Genomic DNA, 18,440 nt, shown 5'->3' on the forward strand with positions numbered 1-18,440 from the left:
TTATCCCCACATCCCTGTTATCAACATAGGTATCCTAGCATTGATGATATCTACGTATAGTTGCCCACTATGCCACCACCACTCTATATTGAAATCTCTCGCAACCTCATAAAAATGAACGGGAATTGCTTATCGTTAACCTACTCCTGGAGTAGGTGTCGCACATGATCACGGCCTCTCGTCAGTCAGGAACACAACCGACAGTCCTCGTAGTTGATGATGAAGCGGGGCCCCGCGATGCTCTTAAAATCATACTTCGTACTTTCTGCAACGTTCGTTCTGCAGAGAACGCCAAGATGGCCCTCGAGGTCCTCAGCCAGGGACCCATTGACCTGATCACACTCGATCAAAAGCTTCCGGATCGTCATGGACTCGAGCTTCTCAGAGACATCAAGCACCATCACCCCGACGTGGAAGTCATTATCGTCACGGGATACGGGAGCCTGACGTCTGCCATGGAGGGTATCCGTCAGGGCGCTGCGGGTTACTTACTGAAGCCTTTCAACGTGAACGAACTGACCACCCTCATTCAACAGACGATGGACAAGAAGCGCCGACTCGACTTTCTTCGCTACTGCCTTCGGACGCTACCAGACCTGTGGGGATCGGAGGAAGAGAGTGGACGTGCATGGGACACAGTTAAGACGGAATATGCGTTGCTTTCCATTCACCCGCAGAACCATGATGTTTTGCAGCAAGACGAGATGACCTTACTTCCCCTCCTATCCGATTTTTTGGAAGCCACAGACCGCCAATTACTCAATCATTCGAGCCGAGTCAGTTTCTATGTTACGCTGATGGCTAGCCAACTCAACCTTACCGTATCGGAACAAAAAGCGTTGGCCTTGGGAGCCTTTCTGCATGATGTAGGAAAAACAAGTCTGCCATCATATAAGTTTTCAGAGGACCAGATCCTCCCGTCGGGTGAAGCATCCCTCTGTAGGGAACACATCGACAGAGGTGCACGAATGATTGCCCCGTTGGGTTTCTCGATTGAGACGAGAGAAATCATCACATCCCACCACGAACGATGGGATGGACAGGGCTACCCTCATGGACTCCAAGGCACGGATATTCCCTTACTAGCCCGCATTGTCGGTATTGCCCAAACATTTGATCATCTAACCGCCGACGCACCTGGACGCGTCACCCTTCCTCTGGAGGCCGCAATCCGTCAGATCTCGCTTCAATCTGATACGCATTTTGACCCGCAGTTACTTGAACTCTTCGTTCAGGTCGTAAAGGACTCCCCCGTCTCTCCTCGTGCCATGGAGATCGCTCCCGCCGCTTGATCTATTCATTGCGTTCCATCAATCAACTCTGCCGCTGCAGATCGAGTCTTGGCAGTGATTCGCTCTCCACCAAGCATGCGCGCAATTTCACCCTCGCGACTTATGCCAGTCAACAAACGCACCGTCGCTACCGTTCGCCCCTTGACCTCCAATTTTTCGACAGAGAAATGATGCTGGGCTTGAGAGGCGACCTGCGGAAGATGCGTGATGCACAGCACTTGATGGTAGCGGCCCAACTCCCGTAGCCGTTTCCCAATCGTGGCTGCGACCGCTCCTCCCACCCCTGTATCGATCTCATCGAAGATCAAGACCGGCACATGATCGACCTCAGCAAGGACGGATTTCAACGCCAGCATCACCCGCGAGAGTTCACCTCCCGATGCCACACGAGATATCGGTTTCAACGGCTCGCCTGCATTGGTCGACAGGTGAAATTCGACACGATCGGCACCATCAGAACCGTACATTTCGTCAGGCCACGAAGGCATAACTTGGACCAGAAACCGTACCGATCCCATTTTCAACGCACTAAGTTCTTTGTCCACCAATTTCGTCAACCGCTTGGCTGCTTCCGTTCGCTTCCCTGAGAGCGATCTGGCCAGTACCGAGACGTTCTGTTGTTGCTCCGCAATAAGACGATCATATCGATTGATCTCGCTGTCCACCCCGCGAAGTTGGCCTAGTTCTTCTTTCACTCGCCTCTGAGTCTCGAGAACGGCTTCAATCGTCCCCCCGTATTTCTTTTTCATCTTCTGGATGACAGCCAAACGATCTTCGATCGTACTGAGTCGCTGAGGATCTGCGTCTAGCCCCTCGGCATAGCCGCGAAGGGAATCGGCGACCTCTTTTAGAAGCACTTTGGCCTCGGACGCGAGCCGACCCGTCCCCCCCATCGCAGGGTCGATCTGAGTGAGTTCTCCTAACACACGCTCCATCGACACCAGATTCGTCAAGATACCAGCCGCATCGCCCTGAATTTGTTCCTGAGCTTCCGATGCCAATTCAGTCAGACGCCGAGACGCCCCCAACCGATGACGTTCAGCCTGTAGCAGCTCTTCCTCCCCCAGACGGCAGGCAGCCTCATCCAATTCCTCCTGCTGAAAACTCAACAGGTCTTCTTGCTGGGCTCGCTGTTGGAGCGAGATGGCAAGCGCAGTACGTTGCTCACGGAAACTCACTAACTCACGATGGAGTGATTGATATTGGGACCGCAGTTCCAGCAGACGACCAAAGGCATCCAGAACCTCAAGCTGAGCGGAGCTGGATAGAAGCGATTGCTGGTCATGCTGGCCATGGATATCGACAAGCGTACCGGCGAACTCCTCCAGCACATGGACAGGGCTGAGGATTCCGTTCAGATACACCCGGTTTCTTCCTGAGCGTGCAATGATGCGTCGAATGATGAGTTGAGAATCGTGTGGGCCAAGGACTTCTTTGGCCCGCAGCCGTTGAAGAAGAGGATGCGCGAGCGGAATCTCAAACGACGCTTCAAGTTGGGCTTCGTCTTCACCAAAACGAATTTGCTCGCTTGAGGCTCGCCCACCGACAAGAAGCGCCACTGCATCGATTAATAACGACTTACCGGTCCCTGTCTCTCCAGTCAACACGGCAAACCCTGAGTCCATGTTCAGACTCAGTCGTTCAATCACAGCGAAATTCGTAATACGCAGCTCAGTGAGCATAGCTGCAACAGTGGGAAAGCCTAACTACCGGCAGAAAACACCTAGGGGCACTGAATATCCCTCCCGCCGACTAGAACGCATTGCTGAAACAGCGAGTGAGCCTACACTTGGTACGCTGAACGCCACCGAGCGCCACCTGGACGAGACCCAAGGCCCTTATTTTAGCATCACGCTAGGCAGTCCCGGCATGCTGAGCCAGCAGTGAGTCGATCAGTTCTTTAAACTGTCGCTTTGGTCTAGCACCCACCAGCTTTTCGACGGGCTGGCCGTTCTTAAAGAATAGAATCGTGGGGATACTCATCACCTGATAACGACCCGCCACCTCAGGATTCTCGTCAGTGTTCAGTTTTCGAACCTTCAGCTTCCCGACGTATTCATTTGCCAATTCCTCCACGATGGGAGCCACCATTTGACATGGGCCGCACCACACCGCCCAAAAATCGACCATGACGAGTTCGGAGGCCTTCATCACTTCGGCATCCCAAGTAGAATCTTCGACTTTCAAGGCGTCACCAGCCACGTCTGCGCCCTCCTTTAGGGTTGAGATCATTGATACGTGATTGCGTAGGCATCGTACCCCACCGCTGTTTTTAGTGTCAAACAGGGATCACCGTCCCGTGTGAACTCCGGACACTGGAGTACCTGTCTCGGAGGTCTGCGGAGAAATACCATAGGGCCCGCCCAGCGTCGCCCACGGGAGGCCCCGTTCACCCCACAGCAGCGGGCTCAGAAGCGTCCGCATGACGGCAGTTCCGGCACTTTCAGTCCAACCAATTCCAGTGAGGCTCAACATAAAGCTGTATTGCTCACGGTCCGGAAACTTCAAGTAATACAGCCCCACCGACCAACATCTGCATGGATTCTGATACAACGCGACCGCGTCCAATTCTGGACTTCGTCCATTTTTGACATCGTAGTAGGCCTTGGCTCCGACTGTCCACCCCCACGGAGTGCGGAAGGCCCCGCCCATCGTCACAAACTGAATGTCCTTTGTCGGAGCAAACACCTCATTAAATGAGATCGGGTTCCAGACGTCGCCTCGCCTAACCCGATTCCCATCTCTCGTGTACCGTTGTCCCACTTCGAAATACCAGTTGGTTCCCTCTTGAAATCGAAGATCCGCGTTGAATTGACTCACCCCTGGTTGATAGGGATCGAGGAACGCGTCGACCGTCAGGTACCGGTTGATCGGTGGCCGAAGAGCCCACGCCTGTGCCGCACGCCCAATTACTGGGGTATCCAACCACGCCGTCGACAGCAGCGTCGGTAGGTTATTACCGATCACAGCCCGCATCCAGATATCAGAAAACTTCTTGCCTTGGATGGGCACCGTGGCCGGCTGGAGCGGTTGGGTGAATGATCCGAGGAAAGGGGCAACTCCTGGCGTAAACTCACGCGCCAGCGTTTGTACATCGCCGACATGATAACTCTGCGCCAACGTGAGATCGAGCCAGTTGAAGGCATTGGTCTTCCCTGATTCCAACACCCGACTACGCAGCATATACGTCAGCAAATTCTTCTTCGGAAGATCATCAACTTGGTCGATTTGCGTCAACTTCGATTGATCAGTTGATGGCACATATTCGTAGGTGACCGTGGGCTCGAGGGTATGTAACAGACTATTCCCGTCAGCAAGGGCGAATCGGCGCGTCACTTTTGACGTAGCATCCACCCCCAACCAAAACGTCTCTCGATGTTGTCCATCATCGGTTGCGGCTCCTCTGGTATAATACACCTCCCGGAACTTCGCTTGAGGTCGAATCCCGATCACATGCCCGAGCTGCAGTACATCTGTCGAAATACTAGGAACGACATTGATCCGATTCAGCGTAAATCCTTGATCGCGATAGAAGTTGACATAGTTCCCTTCCATGCCCAACAAGATAGGAGAATTGAATAGTGAGGTGTGGGGCAGGCTATAACCGGCCTCTGGAAGCCGTTGAAATGTATCCTTTCCTCCGGCTTGTAACGGTTGCAAATAGAGGCCAAGAAGGTACAGATTGCCGTAGGGCAAGCGCTGGGTCAGCAAGAGGTTTGATTCGCTGCTCGGCGAAGCACGGAGTATCCCTGAATTGCTCAGTTGTTGGAAATAGTTCGGGTCGGTGACCAAATTGGCGTTGGCGCGGAGCAGCAACGTATCGGTGAGATATTGCGTATGGGTTCCGATGAGTGCGGCGCGTGCCTGCTTGACATCTTCCCCGTTGTCAGTGATGCCGGAGACGTTGGGGAGCTGTGTCTGTTGCAGATAGCTCACGTACCACTTGCCCCGCGATCGCCGGTCCAAGACATACCGATACTCAAAATCAGACCCATATCCGAGGTCACTGTAATAGGAGGGTGTGACCGTCAAGTCTTGACTTGGATTAATCGCCCAAAAAAAGCTCTGCTTCAGGTGGAATCCAAATCGATTGTCATAACTCGGGCTAGGAATCAGAAAACCGGTTTGTCGCTTGGTCATAGGAAAGGAGAAGGTGGGTAGTGGAATCGTGGGCACGTCCAAGACACAGAACCACCCGCCTTTGGATCCCAATGTGTCTCCCATAGTCAGATCCAGATCCTTAAACCGAAAGCGCCACGCCGGTACTTCTCCGTCTTGCGCATCACAGTTCGTGAAACTGCCATCTTTCACTCGATAGTGATATTCAGAAAATCTCCGCAGGAGGCGGCCGGATATCGATGAGTTGGTTGTCGGAGCATAGAGCTGGGCATGTGTTGCCACGCCAGCCTCTGTATTGACATTGATCTCCATCCGCTCAGCCGTCACATCGGCCTGCGGGTCCGTTAAGTGAACATGGCCGACGGCAGTGAGAATACCCGACAAGACTTGAATGGTAGCGTGGTCCGCTGTGAGCGTAATCGCCCCCTGTTGAATCACCACCGATCCGTTTGCCTCGTAGACGTCTTGATCTTGTCGATAGTCGATCCGCTCTGCCGTGATATCGAGAGGCGCGGATCCAGCGGGCGACGCTCCAGCACCCACGTGGGTGTCTGCCGCTGATCCAGGAAAGGGAATGAGCGTGAGGATGGCGACGATGAGAATGCGCTGCCAGCGGACCCACGCGAGAGGACCCGCCATGCTAGCCACGAATCGGTGACAACCCGCAGCCACGCACTGCCGCTTTGATATCCCCCAGGAGCATCAACGATCCGGCAATACAGATGAGATCATGGGGCATGGCTCGGTTCCTAGCGACTGCCAATGCGTCCATGGGAAGGACGGCTTCGAACACCGGCCCTTGCCATTCACCCAGAGTTGCACGAAGTTCTTGGACTGTAGCAGACCGTGCGAGGGTTGCCTGCGTCAGCACGACTTCTGACACACACGGTAACAGCGGATCAATAAATCCCCGCCGATCTTTATCTCGCATCATGCCCCAGACGAGGATAATCCGAGATGTGGGGTGACTGCCGGCAAAGTCCTTGAGATACTCCGCGAGCACATGCGCAGCAGCAGGGTTATGGGCGCCGTCGAGCACGACCGTGGGATACTCGCTGATCGCCTCTAACCGACCTTCCCATGAGACCGTACGCAAGCCATTGCGAACGGCTGCCGCATCCACAGCCATCCCAGCTCGCTCCGCCGATTCAAGTAGTGCCAATGCACACGCGGCATTGTCCCACTGGTGACGCCCTGCCAAACCACAAGTGAGATCCTCCCACACACGAGTCACACCCCGATACGTCAATCGCTCGAAACGATTTTGATCAATAGCAAAGTCGCGGCCAAGCTGCCACAGGGGAGCTGCACGATCCTGCGCGATCCGGCGTAGAACCTGTTCAGCCTCCTCTCCCATCCGTCCGATCACAACCGGGACAAATGGCTTAATGATTCCACCCTTTTCAAATGCGATCGCCTCCTCTGTGTGCCCCAAATATTCTTGATGATCCAAGCCGATCGTTGTGATCACACTGGCCAGTGGTTGCTCTACCACGTTGGTTGCATCGAAGCGCCCTCCTAACCCAACTTCCAATACAGCGACATCGACTTCCGACTCTGCGAAATAGAGGAATGCCAGCGCCGTCGTCATCTCAAAAAACGTCGGTTCCAGATTGTCTTCGAGCACGGCCCGCGAACGCGCGATCAATGCCTCAGCGTGAGGCTCCGGGATCATGCATCCGTTGACACGAATCCTCTCCCGAAATTCGATGAGGTGAGGAGAGGTATAGAGCCCAACCCGTCGGCCTGCATGCTGAAGGACGGCCGCAACCATCGCCGCCGTTGAACCCTTGCCGTTGGTTCCTCCAATATGAAGGACGCGAAGTGAGCGATGAGGATTACCGACCCGGTCCAACAGAATCTGCATGGTCTCCAGGCCCAGCTTAATGCCGTGCTTCTGAAGCGCGTACAGGTACTCAATCATGGAGGAGTAGCTCATCGACAAGCCGGGAGGACGCAGAAGGCTAAAAATGATTCACGAGGGTGCCAACCGTCTCCTTGAGACGCTTGCGCTCGACAATCATATCGATCATGCCGTGTTCGAGAAGAAACTCGGCTCGTTGGAACTGATCCGGCAACTGCTGCTTGATCGTTTGTTCGATGACACGAGGTCCCGCAAACCCAATCAACGCTTTCGGCTCAGCAATGATGACATCTCCCAACATCGCCACACTGGCGGTGACGCCGCCGAACGTCGGATCGGCAAGAATCGAGATAAACGGCAATTTGGCCTCACCCAGCTTCGCGACCGCAGTCGAGGTCTTGGCCATCTGCATCAACGAAAGGATGCCTTCCTGCATCCGCGCACCCCCAGAAGTGGTGACGAGGATGACCGGCAGCTTGAGCTCCAACGCCCGATCAATCGCGCGGCAGAGCTTTTCCCCGACCACAGACCCCATACTCCCGCCCATAAAACTGAAATCGAAGACACAGAACACCACCCGACGCCCGTTGAGCAGGCCTTCACCGATAACAAGCGCATCCTTCCGGCCCGTCTTTTCTTGGTGAGCCTTGACCCGATCTTGATACGGCTTGGTATCGTGGAACCTCAACGGATCCTGCGCTTCTAAACCCGCATCCCATTCTTTGAAGGTACCGAGATCAAGGAGCAAACCAATCCGCTCAGTGACCGAGATCGGGAAATGATACTCGCATTTTGGGCACACCTTGTTGTTCCGGTCAACCTCCTTGCGGTAGACGATCTCCCGGCAATGATTACACTTAAGCCACATCCCCTCGCTGCCTTTTGACCGTGGCGGCGGGGCGGATTCTGCAGGTTTTTCTTTCTTGAACCACGTCATGATTGTTGCCTTAATGCAGTCCTACCCTCTCGACCCATTACGCTCCATCAATTCGCAGAGAATAGCACAGGGCTACTCTTGATGCACCTTCCTGCGTATCGCACCTGATACACCAGACCGCATCAATGCCCGAGAACTGAGGGGGTCAACTCCACCAACATCCATACCCCAACCACGATACTGGCAAGGCTGGCAAATCCCTGAACCCCCACAAAGAGTCGCTGACTCATCGAACGCGAATAGATGACCGGCACACTTAAGGTCAAACCGATCGCCATCATCCCAATGATCGATCCAACGCCAAAGACAAGGATCGCCACAAGCCCGCTGACCATGGTGGTCGTTGCCGCCAAAATCATCAACATCAACGCAGCTGATCCGGCAAGCCCATGCGCCATGCCAATACACAACGGACGAATTGCGTCCGTCATCCAATGCCGATGGCAATGATCGCGTTGTTGCTGGTGGCTGTGCAGGTGGACATGCGGCTGACCGTCGTGGTCGTGGCGATGGACATGCCAACGCTCACGGTACAGTTTCAGCGCAAGACTCCCTCCAAGTACAATCAGGAGCAGTCCGACTCCGGACTCGGCCAAGACCTCAAATTCAGCAGGAATATGGAATCCCCAGGCAAGCACGATCGATCCAACCAGCAACAGCGTCAGCGTGTGGCCGGTCCCCCACCACAATCCGATAGCGCCGGACGCCAAAAATGAGGGCCGCTCAGCAAGAACAGTCGAGACCGCTGCAAGATGGTCTGTATCCAGAGCGTGCCGCAGTCCCAGCACAAAACCAATCCCGAGCAACGTCAATAAATCGGTATCAGGCATCGTGCATCCAGAAATCCACTAGTGGGGTGACTGCGTCCATCACACTCCGTACCAACACGAGCTATGGAAAGAGGCCAACACGGACTCGATGAGAGCAGATGCCTTGCTCACCCACCACGGGCATGCATTTCCAGATGGGGATCTTCCCGGAGACGATCGATCTCGATCAACCCTCCGTCTCGAAGCCCTACCCGTTCCAGCGCCTTCCGCTCCTCAGCACCACGATCGCGACGAGCCGCCCATCCCGACCGAAGGATTTCCCGCATGTGCGCTGGATGCATGTTCATGCGGAGAGGCTTGCGGAGGTCAACTCCAGATCCCGCGTACAAGCACAGGTACCACATCCCATCAGCGGTGACACGACTGCGATCACACTGCGCGCAAAATGGTGTGGTCGTCGAGGGGATAATCCCAAAGATCGTGCCGTCCGGCAAGCAAAATCGTTGGGCGGGAGCGGCTCCCCGTTCTGGAAGCGCCGTGATTCGACCGTACCGTCGCGCGAGGGTATCGAGGATCATGTCCTGAGACAGGACCTTGTCCATCTTCCACTCGTTGGCCCCACCAACATCCATGTATTCGATAAAACGCACCTCGGCCTGATAACGCTTGCCCCATTCGATCAACTCGTTCAGTTCATCATCATTGAACCCTCGAATCGCGACCGTGTCGAGCTTCAGATTGGTAAAGCCCGCCTTCCCGACCGATTCAATGCCCTCTAGAACGCGCGAAAATTCATCACGCCCCGTCAGTTGACGAAACCGCTCAGGCTTCAGGGTATCGAGACTGACGGTGATGCGGTCGAGTCCAGCATAGTAGAGGTCCTGGACAGACTCGGCCAGTAGCACACCATTCGTCGTCAGGGCCACTTCGGTAATGCGTCGGTCCTGTCGAAGCAGCCGAACCAGCCGCGCCAGATCCCGACGCAACAGGGGCTCTCCCCCTGTCAGCCTGACCTTATCCACCCCCAAGTCGGCAAAATAGCCGACGAGCGTCGACATTTCTTCGAAGCTCAGGAGGTCTTCTCGCGGCAGCCAGACATACTCCGGCTCGGGCATGCAGTACCGGCAACGAAGATTGCAGCGATCGGTCACGGACAGCCGCACACTCTTCAACGACCGCCCGAACATGTCCTGTGCTGCCACAGGCGCTATATTTTCCGTGAATTCATCCATCACTTGCAGCCGACCATTACTTTCAATGCTTCAACACTCAGGTTCTCTTACGTTTCACGCTTCACGAATTTAGGGATGCTCCTCCACCCAGACTTCCCCTTCAGGAGTATGTTCCAGCTTCCAAATCGGAGTGATCTGTTTCAGCTCATCAATCGCCCACCGACAGGCATTGAACGCGTCGGCTCGGTGCTCTGCACCGGCGATGATCAACACAATATTTTCACCGATCGTGATGTCGCCATACCGGTGGATGATGAGCAACTCTAGGATAGCGAAATCTTTCAACGCCCGTTCTCGAATCTCCCGCAGCTTCTTCTCTGCCATCCCTTCGTAATGCTCGAACGTAATCCCATCCACATCTCGCCCGCGTGATCGGTCACGTGCAATGCCCAAAAATGTTGCGATTCCACCGATCCGTTTCGATCGACTGCGTACCCGATCAAGCTCCAGATCGAGAGAGAAGTTCTCTCGCTGGATACGGGCGAACTGCCCCAGGTCTATCGGTTCCTGCCCTGATCCTCCGGCGAAGGGAGGTAACAGCGCAATCTCATCACCGTCATTGATGATCGTCTCTTCGTGCGCAACGTCCTGATTCACGGACACGAGCACCTTCCTTTTCTGAATCAGTTCCCCGATTGCGGGATGGCTAGCCACGATTGCGCCGACAAGATCCTTGACCTGCCGGCCATTCGCCACATTCAACGACAGGAACCCCTGATTTCCAGCCAGCATCTTCGTCATACCGAACAATTTCACCGTAATCATCGTCCCTAGCCCCTACCCTTAACCATTCTTGGTATACAACCCTGACTTCCCGCCCGATTTGGAAAGCAGACAGACCTCGCCAAAACTCATCCCACGATCCACAGCTTTGCACATATCGTAAATGGTCAACGCCGCGACCGACGCTGCCGTCATGGCTTCCATTTCGACCCCCGTTGGTCCTGTTGTCTTGGCAGTCGCTGTAATGGTGATGGAGCAGCGGCCTTCTGAACTCGGCTGAGACTCCTCCTTGAAAGAGATATCGACACTCGTCAGGAGAATCGGATGGCACATGGGAATGAGGTCCGGTGTCTTCTTCGCACCCATCACGCCTGCAATCTGAGCAACAGCCAGCACGTCCCCCTTCGCGATCTTACCTCGTTGAATCTTTTGAAGGGTTTCAGGAAGTAGAAAGACCTTGGCCTGCGCAGTTGCGAGACGCTCCGTCGAGCCCTTGGCACTGATGTCGACCATCCGAGCTCGACCTGATTCATTGAAATGCGTAAATTCGTCCATTTTGCCCTTTGAATCAGCAACTTATAACCAGCACGCTGCGGGATTATAGGTGCCGATGGAAACGAAGGTCAAGCCGATGAGAGATGGCAGTCTGTTGCCGAATACTGCCTCGAAGTACACTGACCTCGGTTGTCAGTAGTGGACGCCATGAGTAGCAGCCTCACACCGAGCCTGCTTGCGCGTGCCGTAACGCTGGTGGTGCCCCAGCTCATTCTTCAGGCTTCCCCAGACACTCTCCATCGGTGCGTTGTCATAGCAGTTGCCCTTCCGACGCATAGACGCAGTCATGCCGAACTGCTGCAGCTGATCTTGATAGGCCTGGGCACAATATTGGGCCCCACGGTCAGAGTAGTGGAGCAAGCCTGACGGTCACGATATCGCCCGTACATTTCCCGAAGACTGGCATACTCGGCGTGTTTACAATCAACAACTCCTTAGCGTTGAACGCCTTGAGATTAACAGGACGACCATCAATATCGGGGAGACGAAAGCTGTCGAGTGGTGACAGCGATCGTGCACGCACCTGTTTCTCGCTGGCGAATATTTCTCCGCTTGACCCGTTGCTGAGACAAAACACCATCAGTATCAATTCAGAAACAATCAGCAATAACATTGGACATTTATGAATGTTTATACAAGAGCGTTATTTGCTAAATTAATGATACTTAATTTTAATTTTCGATACTTCATCTTATTCAGTTCGTCTATTGTTTAGCTCTAATTCATTTGACAAACAATGGACATCATGATACACATCAATCAGCCTTTGCCCACCACCACTATGCAGGTGAGCCATCAGACCTTCGCTTTAGGTCTGATGGCTGAAGGGAGGTTCGCGATGAAGGATGACGGATTAAGAGGAATCTCTGAAAGTATTCACTTCGAGGAAAAAATTGAGCTGGAGGTTATCGATCAAGACGAGGCCACTTCCGGAGTACTCATCAACCAGATCGCATGGGACCAAGAGCCCGACGGAGACTCTGACCCACCCGTCAGGCCTGACACAGAGGGTCGAAGCCAACAGAATCCCTTTCTACTCGAATCTCTCTATTTCCGTTCCTTCCGTGGTACAGCCCTGTTGACCAAGAAGGAGGAACTCCACCTTGCCAAACGAATCGACGAAGGAACCCGCCGCATCAGGATGTCCCTGAAGAACGCCACGGCCATACTGGCTCACGCTGTCTCCCCAACCTCCCGTAAAGAGACGATTCAAGAGCTCAGTGCCATCCGGCGTCTGAGCGGTCTCTCTGCCATTGCCCTGGATCGAGCCGACACCCTTCTCAGTGCGTGGGCTGGATCACCCGCAGATGGCAGCCTCGTGGAACCGCAGGTCCGTCAGCAACTCCTCACGATGCTGACGGAGATACGAACGGCAGGCCGCCAGCTGGAAGACGCGAAAGAGGAGCTCGTCCGGCGCAACTTGCGCCTGGTAGTCGATGTCGCAAAACGGTACATCACACACGGCCTCACGCTGCTCGATCTGGTCCAGGAAGGAAATATTGGCTTGATGAAGGCGGCGGAACGCTTTCAATACCGCAAGGGATTCAAGTTCAGCACTTACGCAACCTGGTGGATCCGTCAAGGCATCACGCGGGCGCTCGCCGAGCAATCCCGAGTGATCCGTGTGCCCGTTCACCAATGCGAGGCCGCCAGTCGCATCGCCCGCGCCACGCGACGATTGGAGCTGCAACTCGGAGAAGCGCCTCGGATAGAGGACATCGCTCGAACCCTTGGACTCCGTCCAGAACGAGTACGCACCACGTTGGCCGCCATTCAACAACCACTCGGACTGGAGACACCGGTCGGTGAGGGTCAGACGGTCTTAGGCGACCTTCTCCCCGATCATCAGACAGCCCCGCCGGACAGCTCTATCCATCGGCTCGAACGAGAAAAGGAACTCGAACGCCTCCTGAGACCGCTCAGCCCGAGAGAAAACGCCGTGATTCGCATGCGCTTCGGCCTGGGGTACGACAAGATGATGACTTTGGTCGAGGTCGGCGAACAGTTGGACTTAAGCCGGGAACGGGTTCGCCAGATCGAGGCTCACGCACTTCGCAAACTACAGACGCCAGCCGCACGAGAAGTACTGAGGTCGATTCAGTAAGAGTCAGTGCGTTGGCCGACAGGCCCTCGCTGCTGATGATTACATCACGGTTCCTATTGTGGGCCACTGTACAACTGACGTGCGTCCTACTTGGCAGTTATGAGAGCCATCGAGTCTCTCTTGTTGCATACGCCCCACCAACATCGGGCTTGTCTTGGCGCGTCAAGGCTGGCAAGCTTCGGCAGGGTCACCTGCGACTTGTGACCGCACACATCGTAATCCCTGGTGGCGTACAACAACTATGAAAACACCTCGCCGTTCTCTCTTTCGCGCAATTGCAGCAGTCTTGCTCTTACTGCAGGCCGGCTGTGGAGCCGCGCAGTTGGGAACATGTGCGCCACATACAAAAGAAGAAGGCACTCCGACACTGAATTGGACCGAATGCTTCGAGGCTCCCTTCACACATGCTGGAATAATGCATTCGGTGTTCTGTCTCAATGACGGCACTTCGAAACCGCCTGTACTCCTGCTCCACGAGCTGACGGGGCTGACGCCAGGAACACTCGCCTATGCGGAAGAACTCTCCAAAGATTTCACCGTCTACGTGCCACTGTTGTTCGGCGAGAAAGGAAAGTTCTCCCTTACCAGCGGATTGTTGGCCTATTGGTTTCGAGGTGTGGTTGATTTCTTTCCTGGTGGCGAATGGGGCATTCCCTCTCATGGAAGCACTCCCCTTGTTGAATGGCTACGCGGTGTCGTGCGGAAGACTGGAGAGCGCCACCAAGCGCAGCGACTGGGCGTTATCGGGAACTGCATGACCGGCCCCCTCCCTGTAGCACTGCTGGACAATCCGCACGTTGGCGCTGCGGTGGTCGCCCAACCGGCGTTGCCTCTGTCCTTTTGGTGGTCCACTGATGCGGACAAACAATCACTCGGTCTCTCCGCTGACGACCTTCAGGGCGCACGTGGGAGTGCTGCGAAGATTTATGGACTGAGATTTGAAGCAGACTGTATGTCAGATCCCGCGAAACAACACACACTACGCAAAGAGTTTGGCGAACGGTTTCTCAGCGGCGAAATCCCCGCTGACGAATACCAGCATGAGGGAAAACCGACCAACGCCCACAGCACCTTGATTGGTTCGTGGAAGAAGCAGGACGAGGCTGGACAATCTTCCCGAGACGCGCGCGCACGAGTTCGGCGGTTTCTCCTGACGGAATTACTCGAGAGTCTTCAAGCCCGTTGATTCGCCCATGGACCGTCTACCCATCCTTGACTTTCCTCATCGAAGCCGATAAGCAGATCTACGCATCCACTGCCCGACACCGCCACAGGACCTCACGTTCGTGACAGAAGGAGTCTGACCATGACTGACTTACAACTCTTCTACGCGACCAACCGCAACCACCTCGGCAACGATCGCTGGCACCCGGATGGCTATGGCAAAAAATTCAGCGACGACGGTGTCGAGAATCTTCGTTTCGGCCGACTCCTCGTCAAGGTTGATGAATCCAAGATGGCCAAATTTCTCGAGAAGGACTGTGGCAACATGGGACAGGGTGACGGCGAGGGGCTCATCAAGTACCTGGCCAAATGCGCCGAGTCCGCCGACATCGTCGCCTATCGGGAAAAGATCAACCGGTCAGTCGCCGAAGACCAACAAGAGAATATTAAGCTAGGCTCGCAGGCAGCGTTCTCAGATCTGCAAACCATCATGCGGAAGAATTCGGACGTGCTGCTGCTTATCCATGGCTACAACGTCTCCTGGACCGACGCCGTCGGCACGGCTCTCTCGCTGCAGACCATGCTGAATTCCAGTCCGGAGAGAGACCCGGAACAGCAGGTGCAGGTCGTACTCTTCACCTGGCCCTCCGACGGAATGGCACTCCCCTTCGTCTCCTACAAATCAGATCGGTCGGAAGCGGCCGGGTCCGGCAACGCCATCGGCCGTGGCATTCTAAAGGTACGGGACTTTCTCGCCAGCCTGCGTCGAGCAGAAGAAGCGCTCTGCAAACAAGATCTCCATCTCCTCTGTCACTCGATGGGCAACTACCTCTTAGAGAACGCCCTCGAACGGTGCGATGCCTTCACCCCTGGTAATGCGCTACCCCGCATCTTCGAACACATCTTTCTCTGTTCACCCGACGTGGACGATACTGCACTAGAACAGGGGCACCCGTTGGCCAGAGTACACGAATTGGCCAGAAGCGTGAGCGTCTACCACAATCGCGGCGATGCCGCCCTCGTCATATCTGATTTCACGAAAGGCAATCCGGATCGACTGGGGTCAAACGGCCCGGCGCGACCAGCTCACGTGCATAACAAGGTACACCAGGTCGACTGCACCCCGATCGTCAAGGGTCTGGTCGAACACAGTTACTATCTCGTGGGACACGTCAATGCCGACATCCGCATGAGTATCGATGGGGTTCCCCATGACGACCCAAGCCGACACCGCAACCGGCTCGGCATGATGGGCAATCAGTGGGAAATGCGATCCACATAAGGGACAGGGAATCGAGTTCGTGTGTGGCGTGGCACTTCAAAACGTAGAGTTGTTGTATCTTGCGATCCACCATTCCCGACGCCTGTCAGCATGATCGTTCCTCGCGCCTACCTGACAGGACACGCAAAAAGGCTATCCAGCGGCGTTCTCGCATCGCTCAGAAACTCACCATACGGCCAGAATACGACTCCCCTCTTCGCTCGTGACGTCCATGCTCAGCGGGAATTTTAAGAGTCTGTTAGCTCTTGGACTTCTCATGCGCTATGACTAGGGTGAGAGTACGCTGGTTTCCCACTTTCATTCACGACCAGCCCAAGCCCGCGCATCTCTTCCCAATCCTGTGCAGTCGGCGCTCGACATCGACCAAGTATGAAATCACCGCCCAACAGTAAATTGAAATTGCAGTCCACGTATCGATGGTGAAGATAGTGATGTTGCCTCAGAAACCGGATATAGCCTGTCGTGAGCATCCACCGTAAGACAGGGGACGCCCCAACAACCGCATCATGCGGTCGATGTAAATAGGGATGCACGAACATGGCCAAGCAGGAATAGCCCGCCAAGGCCGGAAGCGCCCCCACCAGCACCCATGGGCCACACACCAATCCGATCAGCAGCAGAACGGGGACCATCGGCAGATTGAACCAGACAATCCCCACGCCACGCAGCGACATGCCGTAGTGCTCTCGCCGAATCAATAAGCCCCGAGGACCCTGCAAGCTCTGATCAAGCCGTTCTCTCTCGTGTGCACTAGTAAATTGCGTCACGAAATCTCGGCGAAAGGTCCATCGATGATGGACGATGCCATGGGAGAAGTAAGCGTGCCGGAAGGGTCCACTGATCCGTGGATGGTGTGCCCAGAGCCGACGGGTTCGAGGTCCCGCATGGTAGATCACTCGGTGAATGAGAGATTCCAGGAGTGACACCACGGCATACCCAAGCATCAGCCCGACAACGATCTGAAGAAAGATGCTCACAACGCCTCGTTGACGCGAGGCTACGTACAGAAGTGAGTCCTGTCAATACCTAGAGTTCAATACAGAGGCAGATGCGAATAGTGATTTCACACACCTCCCGAGACCGCTCCCCTTCCTCGCCCGCGCTACCGTGCATGGCCTGTCTGCGTCACCGAAAGCTCCTACACACCATGTGGACTTATGGCCCACGACAAAAATGGAGGAGGCTGCAATCTCGGTAAATACAGACTCTGTTCGACCTCGCGTTCGTTGTACCACCAGACGACGAATAGGATGGCCTGCCTCGTGAATGGGATGCCTCCACGAACTCTCTCCACTGAATCTATTCAGATACACCCATCGGTGATTAGCACGAGTGTTGGTCTACGTACAACTCGATGGTCAGATCTTATCTTGTTGAAAGTACGTACAATCGGAACACCGCCCGATGTCTTCGGTGTGCTGGACCCAGCTCGGGATCGAGTTTGCTGTAAGGACGTACGTACTGTGAACGTGTTGCGACCGGCCATGTTCAGGCAGCCTGAGGGCTTCACTGGTCTCGCTGTTGAGCGGTACCAGACCACGGCCGCCGCGGGTGGCGTCGCAACACGCAGACATACCAATCTCTATCCGTTTAGAAGAAATTGGCAGAGCATTGGAACTGAATCTGAGTGACTGCAGACCCAGCACATTCTTAGGGAACGTCTGATTAAGGGGCTGATGTAGCTAAGCGAGCCCAGAGAGGGTTACGTTTAGCGACTGATCTTCCCAAGAAAGAGCCGGATGCCCGTCCGGGTACGGCAGCGGTTGCTGGAACATTTTGTCGCGGGCACCACGGCACGAGCCACTGCCCAGTTGGTCGGGGTGCAGGGACGGAGGGTCGTCGTATTTTTCCAGCGGCTCCGTCAGGTAATTGCCACTACACAAGAGAGCTTTCTTCTGTCCGGTGAGATCGAAGCCGATGAAAGCTATTTGGGTGGGGTGCGGAAAGGACGGCGCGGGCGGGGTGCGGCAGGAAAAGTGCCTGTCTTTGGGTTGTTAACACGAGGCGGCACGGTGTACACGGCGATCATCCCGGATGCCAACGCCAAGACATTGATCCCCATCATTCGAGAGAACGTGACACCGGACAGCATCGTCTACACCGATAGCTTTCGGGTGTACGACGTGCTGGCTGTCTCGGAGTTCCATCACAAGCGTGTCAATCACAGCAAGACCTTCGTGTCAAAACGTGGTCACCAGATCAATGGCATTGAGAACTTTTGGAACCAAGCGAAGCGGCATTTGCGACGCTTCAACGGCATCCCGAAAAACAGCTTCTATTGGTTCTTGAAAGAATGCGAGTGGCGCTTCAACGGATCCGGTCATCGCGCGCTGTTAAATCAGCTGAAATCCTGGTATCAATCCGAAATTAACAAGTCGTAGCTACATCAGCCCCATCT

Annotated in this window: 16 protein-coding genes and 1 pseudogene; 5 read left to right on the forward strand and 12 right to left on the reverse strand. The window is 54.9% G+C overall.

All coding sequences use genetic code 11. The features are described 5' to 3' along the window. Positions 1 to 164: 164 nt before the first annotated feature. On the forward strand, positions 165 to 1,292 hold the full coding sequence (locus tag E8D52_10470; protein TKB69369.1) for a response regulator: 1,128 nt from the start codon (positions 165 to 167) through the stop codon (positions 1,290 to 1,292). Between the two features lie 5 nt (positions 1,293 to 1,297). On the opposite strand, the gene recN is transcribed toward E8D52_10470, so the two are convergent. From recN to E8D52_10525, 11 genes and pseudogenes are all read right to left on the reverse strand, one after another. Next, positions 1,298 to 2,974, reverse strand: a complete 1,677-nt coding sequence (gene recN / locus E8D52_10475; protein ID TKB69370.1) for a DNA repair protein RecN — start codon at positions 2,972 to 2,974, stop codon at positions 1,298 to 1,300. A gap of 172 nt (positions 2,975 to 3,146) precedes the next feature. After that, positions 3,147 to 3,494: a thioredoxin gene (trxA, locus tag E8D52_10480; protein ID TKB69371.1), complete on the reverse strand. Its 348-nt coding sequence runs from the start codon at positions 3,492 to 3,494 to the stop codon at positions 3,147 to 3,149. A gap of 87 nt (positions 3,495 to 3,581) precedes the next feature. Then, positions 3,582 to 6,050: an LPS-assembly protein LptD gene (locus tag E8D52_10485; protein TKB69372.1), complete on the reverse strand. Its 2,469-nt coding sequence runs from the start codon at positions 6,048 to 6,050 to the stop codon at positions 3,582 to 3,584. A 1-nt stretch (position 6,051) separates the two neighbouring features. Next, positions 6,052 to 7,350 carry a bifunctional folylpolyglutamate synthase/dihydrofolate synthase gene (locus tag E8D52_10490; protein TKB69373.1) on the reverse strand — a complete coding sequence of 433 codons (1,299 nt, stop codon included), beginning with the start codon at positions 7,348 to 7,350 and terminating at the stop codon, positions 6,052 to 6,054. A 25-nt stretch (positions 7,351 to 7,375) separates the two neighbouring features. After that, positions 7,376 to 8,212: an acetyl-CoA carboxylase carboxyltransferase subunit beta gene (locus E8D52_10495; protein TKB69374.1), complete on the reverse strand. Its 837-nt coding sequence runs from the start codon at positions 8,210 to 8,212 to the stop codon at positions 7,376 to 7,378. 122 nt (positions 8,213 to 8,334) lie between these two features. Further along, positions 8,335 to 9,042 carry an urease accessory protein gene (locus E8D52_10500; GenBank protein TKB69375.1) on the reverse strand — a complete coding sequence of 236 codons (708 nt, stop codon included), beginning with the start codon at positions 9,040 to 9,042 and terminating at the stop codon, positions 8,335 to 8,337. A 107-nt stretch (positions 9,043 to 9,149) separates the two neighbouring features. Continuing rightward, positions 9,150 to 10,214: a GTP 3',8-cyclase MoaA gene (gene moaA / locus E8D52_10505; GenBank protein ID TKB69376.1), complete on the reverse strand. Its 1,065-nt coding sequence runs from the start codon at positions 10,212 to 10,214 to the stop codon at positions 9,150 to 9,152. Between the two features lie 69 nt (positions 10,215 to 10,283). Further along, the gene (locus tag E8D52_10510) at positions 10,284 to 10,979 is read right to left on the reverse strand and encodes a hypothetical protein (protein ID TKB69377.1); all 696 of its coding nucleotides are present in this window, start codon (positions 10,977 to 10,979) and stop codon (positions 10,284 to 10,286) included. A gap of 18 nt (positions 10,980 to 10,997) precedes the next feature. Continuing rightward, entirely contained in the window at positions 10,998 to 11,492 is a 495-nt protein-coding gene (moaC, locus tag E8D52_10515; GenBank protein TKB69378.1) for a cyclic pyranopterin monophosphate synthase MoaC, read from the reverse strand. Between the two features lie 165 nt (positions 11,493 to 11,657). Continuing rightward, positions 11,658 to 11,861: pseudogene (locus E8D52_10520) on the reverse strand (IS3 family transposase). Next, positions 11,836 to 12,105, reverse strand: a complete 270-nt coding sequence (locus tag E8D52_10525; GenBank protein TKB69379.1) for a hypothetical protein — start codon at positions 12,103 to 12,105, stop codon at positions 11,836 to 11,838. Before E8D52_10525 ends, E8D52_10520 begins: the two are co-directional and overlap by 26 nt. A 123-nt stretch (positions 12,106 to 12,228) precedes the next feature. Here E8D52_10525 and E8D52_10530 point away from each other — a divergent pair, with 123 nt between their 5' ends. From E8D52_10530 to E8D52_10540, 3 genes are all read left to right on the forward strand, one after another. Further along, a complete protein-coding gene (locus tag E8D52_10530) occupies positions 12,229 to 13,596 on the forward strand; it encodes a sigma-70 family RNA polymerase sigma factor (protein ID TKB69380.1) in 1,368 nt (455 codons plus the stop codon). 241 nt (positions 13,597 to 13,837) lie between these two features. Beyond that, a complete protein-coding gene (locus tag E8D52_10535) occupies positions 13,838 to 14,782 on the forward strand; it encodes a hypothetical protein (protein TKB69381.1) in 945 nt (314 codons plus the stop codon). 120 nt (positions 14,783 to 14,902) lie between these two features. Further along, positions 14,903 to 16,042, forward strand: coding sequence for an alpha/beta hydrolase (locus E8D52_10540; GenBank protein ID TKB69382.1), 1,140 nt, complete (start codon positions 14,903 to 14,905; stop codon positions 16,040 to 16,042). 254 nt (positions 16,043 to 16,296) lie between these two features. Here E8D52_10540 and E8D52_10545 read toward each other — a convergent pair whose 3' ends face one another. Beyond that, on the reverse strand, positions 16,297 to 17,019 hold the full coding sequence (locus E8D52_10545; protein ID TKB69383.1) for a hypothetical protein: 723 nt from the start codon (positions 17,017 to 17,019) through the stop codon (positions 16,297 to 16,299). A gap of 762 nt (positions 17,020 to 17,781) precedes the next feature. Here E8D52_10545 and E8D52_10550 point away from each other — a divergent pair. Beyond that, the gene (locus E8D52_10550) at positions 17,782 to 18,423 is read left to right on the forward strand and encodes an IS1595 family transposase (GenBank protein TKB69384.1); all 642 of its coding nucleotides are present in this window, start codon (positions 17,782 to 17,784) and stop codon (positions 18,421 to 18,423) included. The last annotated feature ends 17 nt before the right edge of the window (positions 18,424 to 18,440 follow it).

Source organism: Nitrospira sp., assembly GCA_005116745.1.
Lineage (GTDB): Bacteria > Nitrospirota > Nitrospiria > Nitrospirales > Nitrospiraceae > Nitrospira_D.

What these genes read in the sequence shown, in the direction of transcription:
- E8D52_10525 (TKB69379.1), bottom strand. Translation starts at nt 12,105, where the DNA reads ATGTTATTGCTGATTGTTTCTGAATTGATACTGATGGTGTTTTGTCTC.
- E8D52_10485 (TKB69372.1), bottom strand. Translation starts at nt 6,050, where the DNA reads ATGGCGGGTCCTCTCGCGTGGGTCCGCTGGCAGCGCATTCTCATCGTC.
- E8D52_10490 (TKB69373.1), bottom strand. Translation starts at nt 7,350, where the DNA reads ATGAGCTACTCCTCCATGATTGAGTACCTGTACGCGCTTCAGAAGCAC.
- E8D52_10535 (TKB69381.1), top strand. Translation starts at nt 13,838, where the DNA reads ATGAAAACACCTCGCCGTTCTCTCTTTCGCGCAATTGCAGCAGTCTTG.
- E8D52_10530 (TKB69380.1), top strand. Translation starts at nt 12,229, where the DNA reads ATGGACATCATGATACACATCAATCAGCCTTTGCCCACCACCACTATG.
- E8D52_10500 (TKB69375.1), bottom strand. Translation starts at nt 9,042, where the DNA reads ATGCCTGATACCGATTTATTGACGTTGCTCGGGATTGGTTTTGTGCTG.
- E8D52_10550 (TKB69384.1), top strand. Translation starts at nt 17,782, where the DNA reads ATGCCCGTCCGGGTACGGCAGCGGTTGCTGGAACATTTTGTCGCGGGC.
- moaC (TKB69378.1), bottom strand. Translation starts at nt 11,492, where the DNA reads ATGGACGAATTTACGCATTTCAATGAATCAGGTCGAGCTCGGATGGTC.
- E8D52_10510 (TKB69377.1), bottom strand. Translation starts at nt 10,979, where the DNA reads ATGATTACGGTGAAATTGTTCGGTATGACGAAGATGCTGGCTGGAAAT.
- E8D52_10540 (TKB69382.1), top strand. Translation starts at nt 14,903, where the DNA reads ATGACTGACTTACAACTCTTCTACGCGACCAACCGCAACCACCTCGGC.
- recN (TKB69370.1), bottom strand. Translation starts at nt 2,974, where the DNA reads ATGCTCACTGAGCTGCGTATTACGAATTTCGCTGTGATTGAACGACTG.
- moaA (TKB69376.1), bottom strand. Translation starts at nt 10,214, where the DNA reads ATGGATGAATTCACGGAAAATATAGCGCCTGTGGCAGCACAGGACATG.
- E8D52_10470 (TKB69369.1), top strand. Translation starts at nt 165, where the DNA reads ATGATCACGGCCTCTCGTCAGTCAGGAACACAACCGACAGTCCTCGTA.
- E8D52_10495 (TKB69374.1), bottom strand. Translation starts at nt 8,212, where the DNA reads ATGACGTGGTTCAAGAAAGAAAAACCTGCAGAATCCGCCCCGCCGCCA.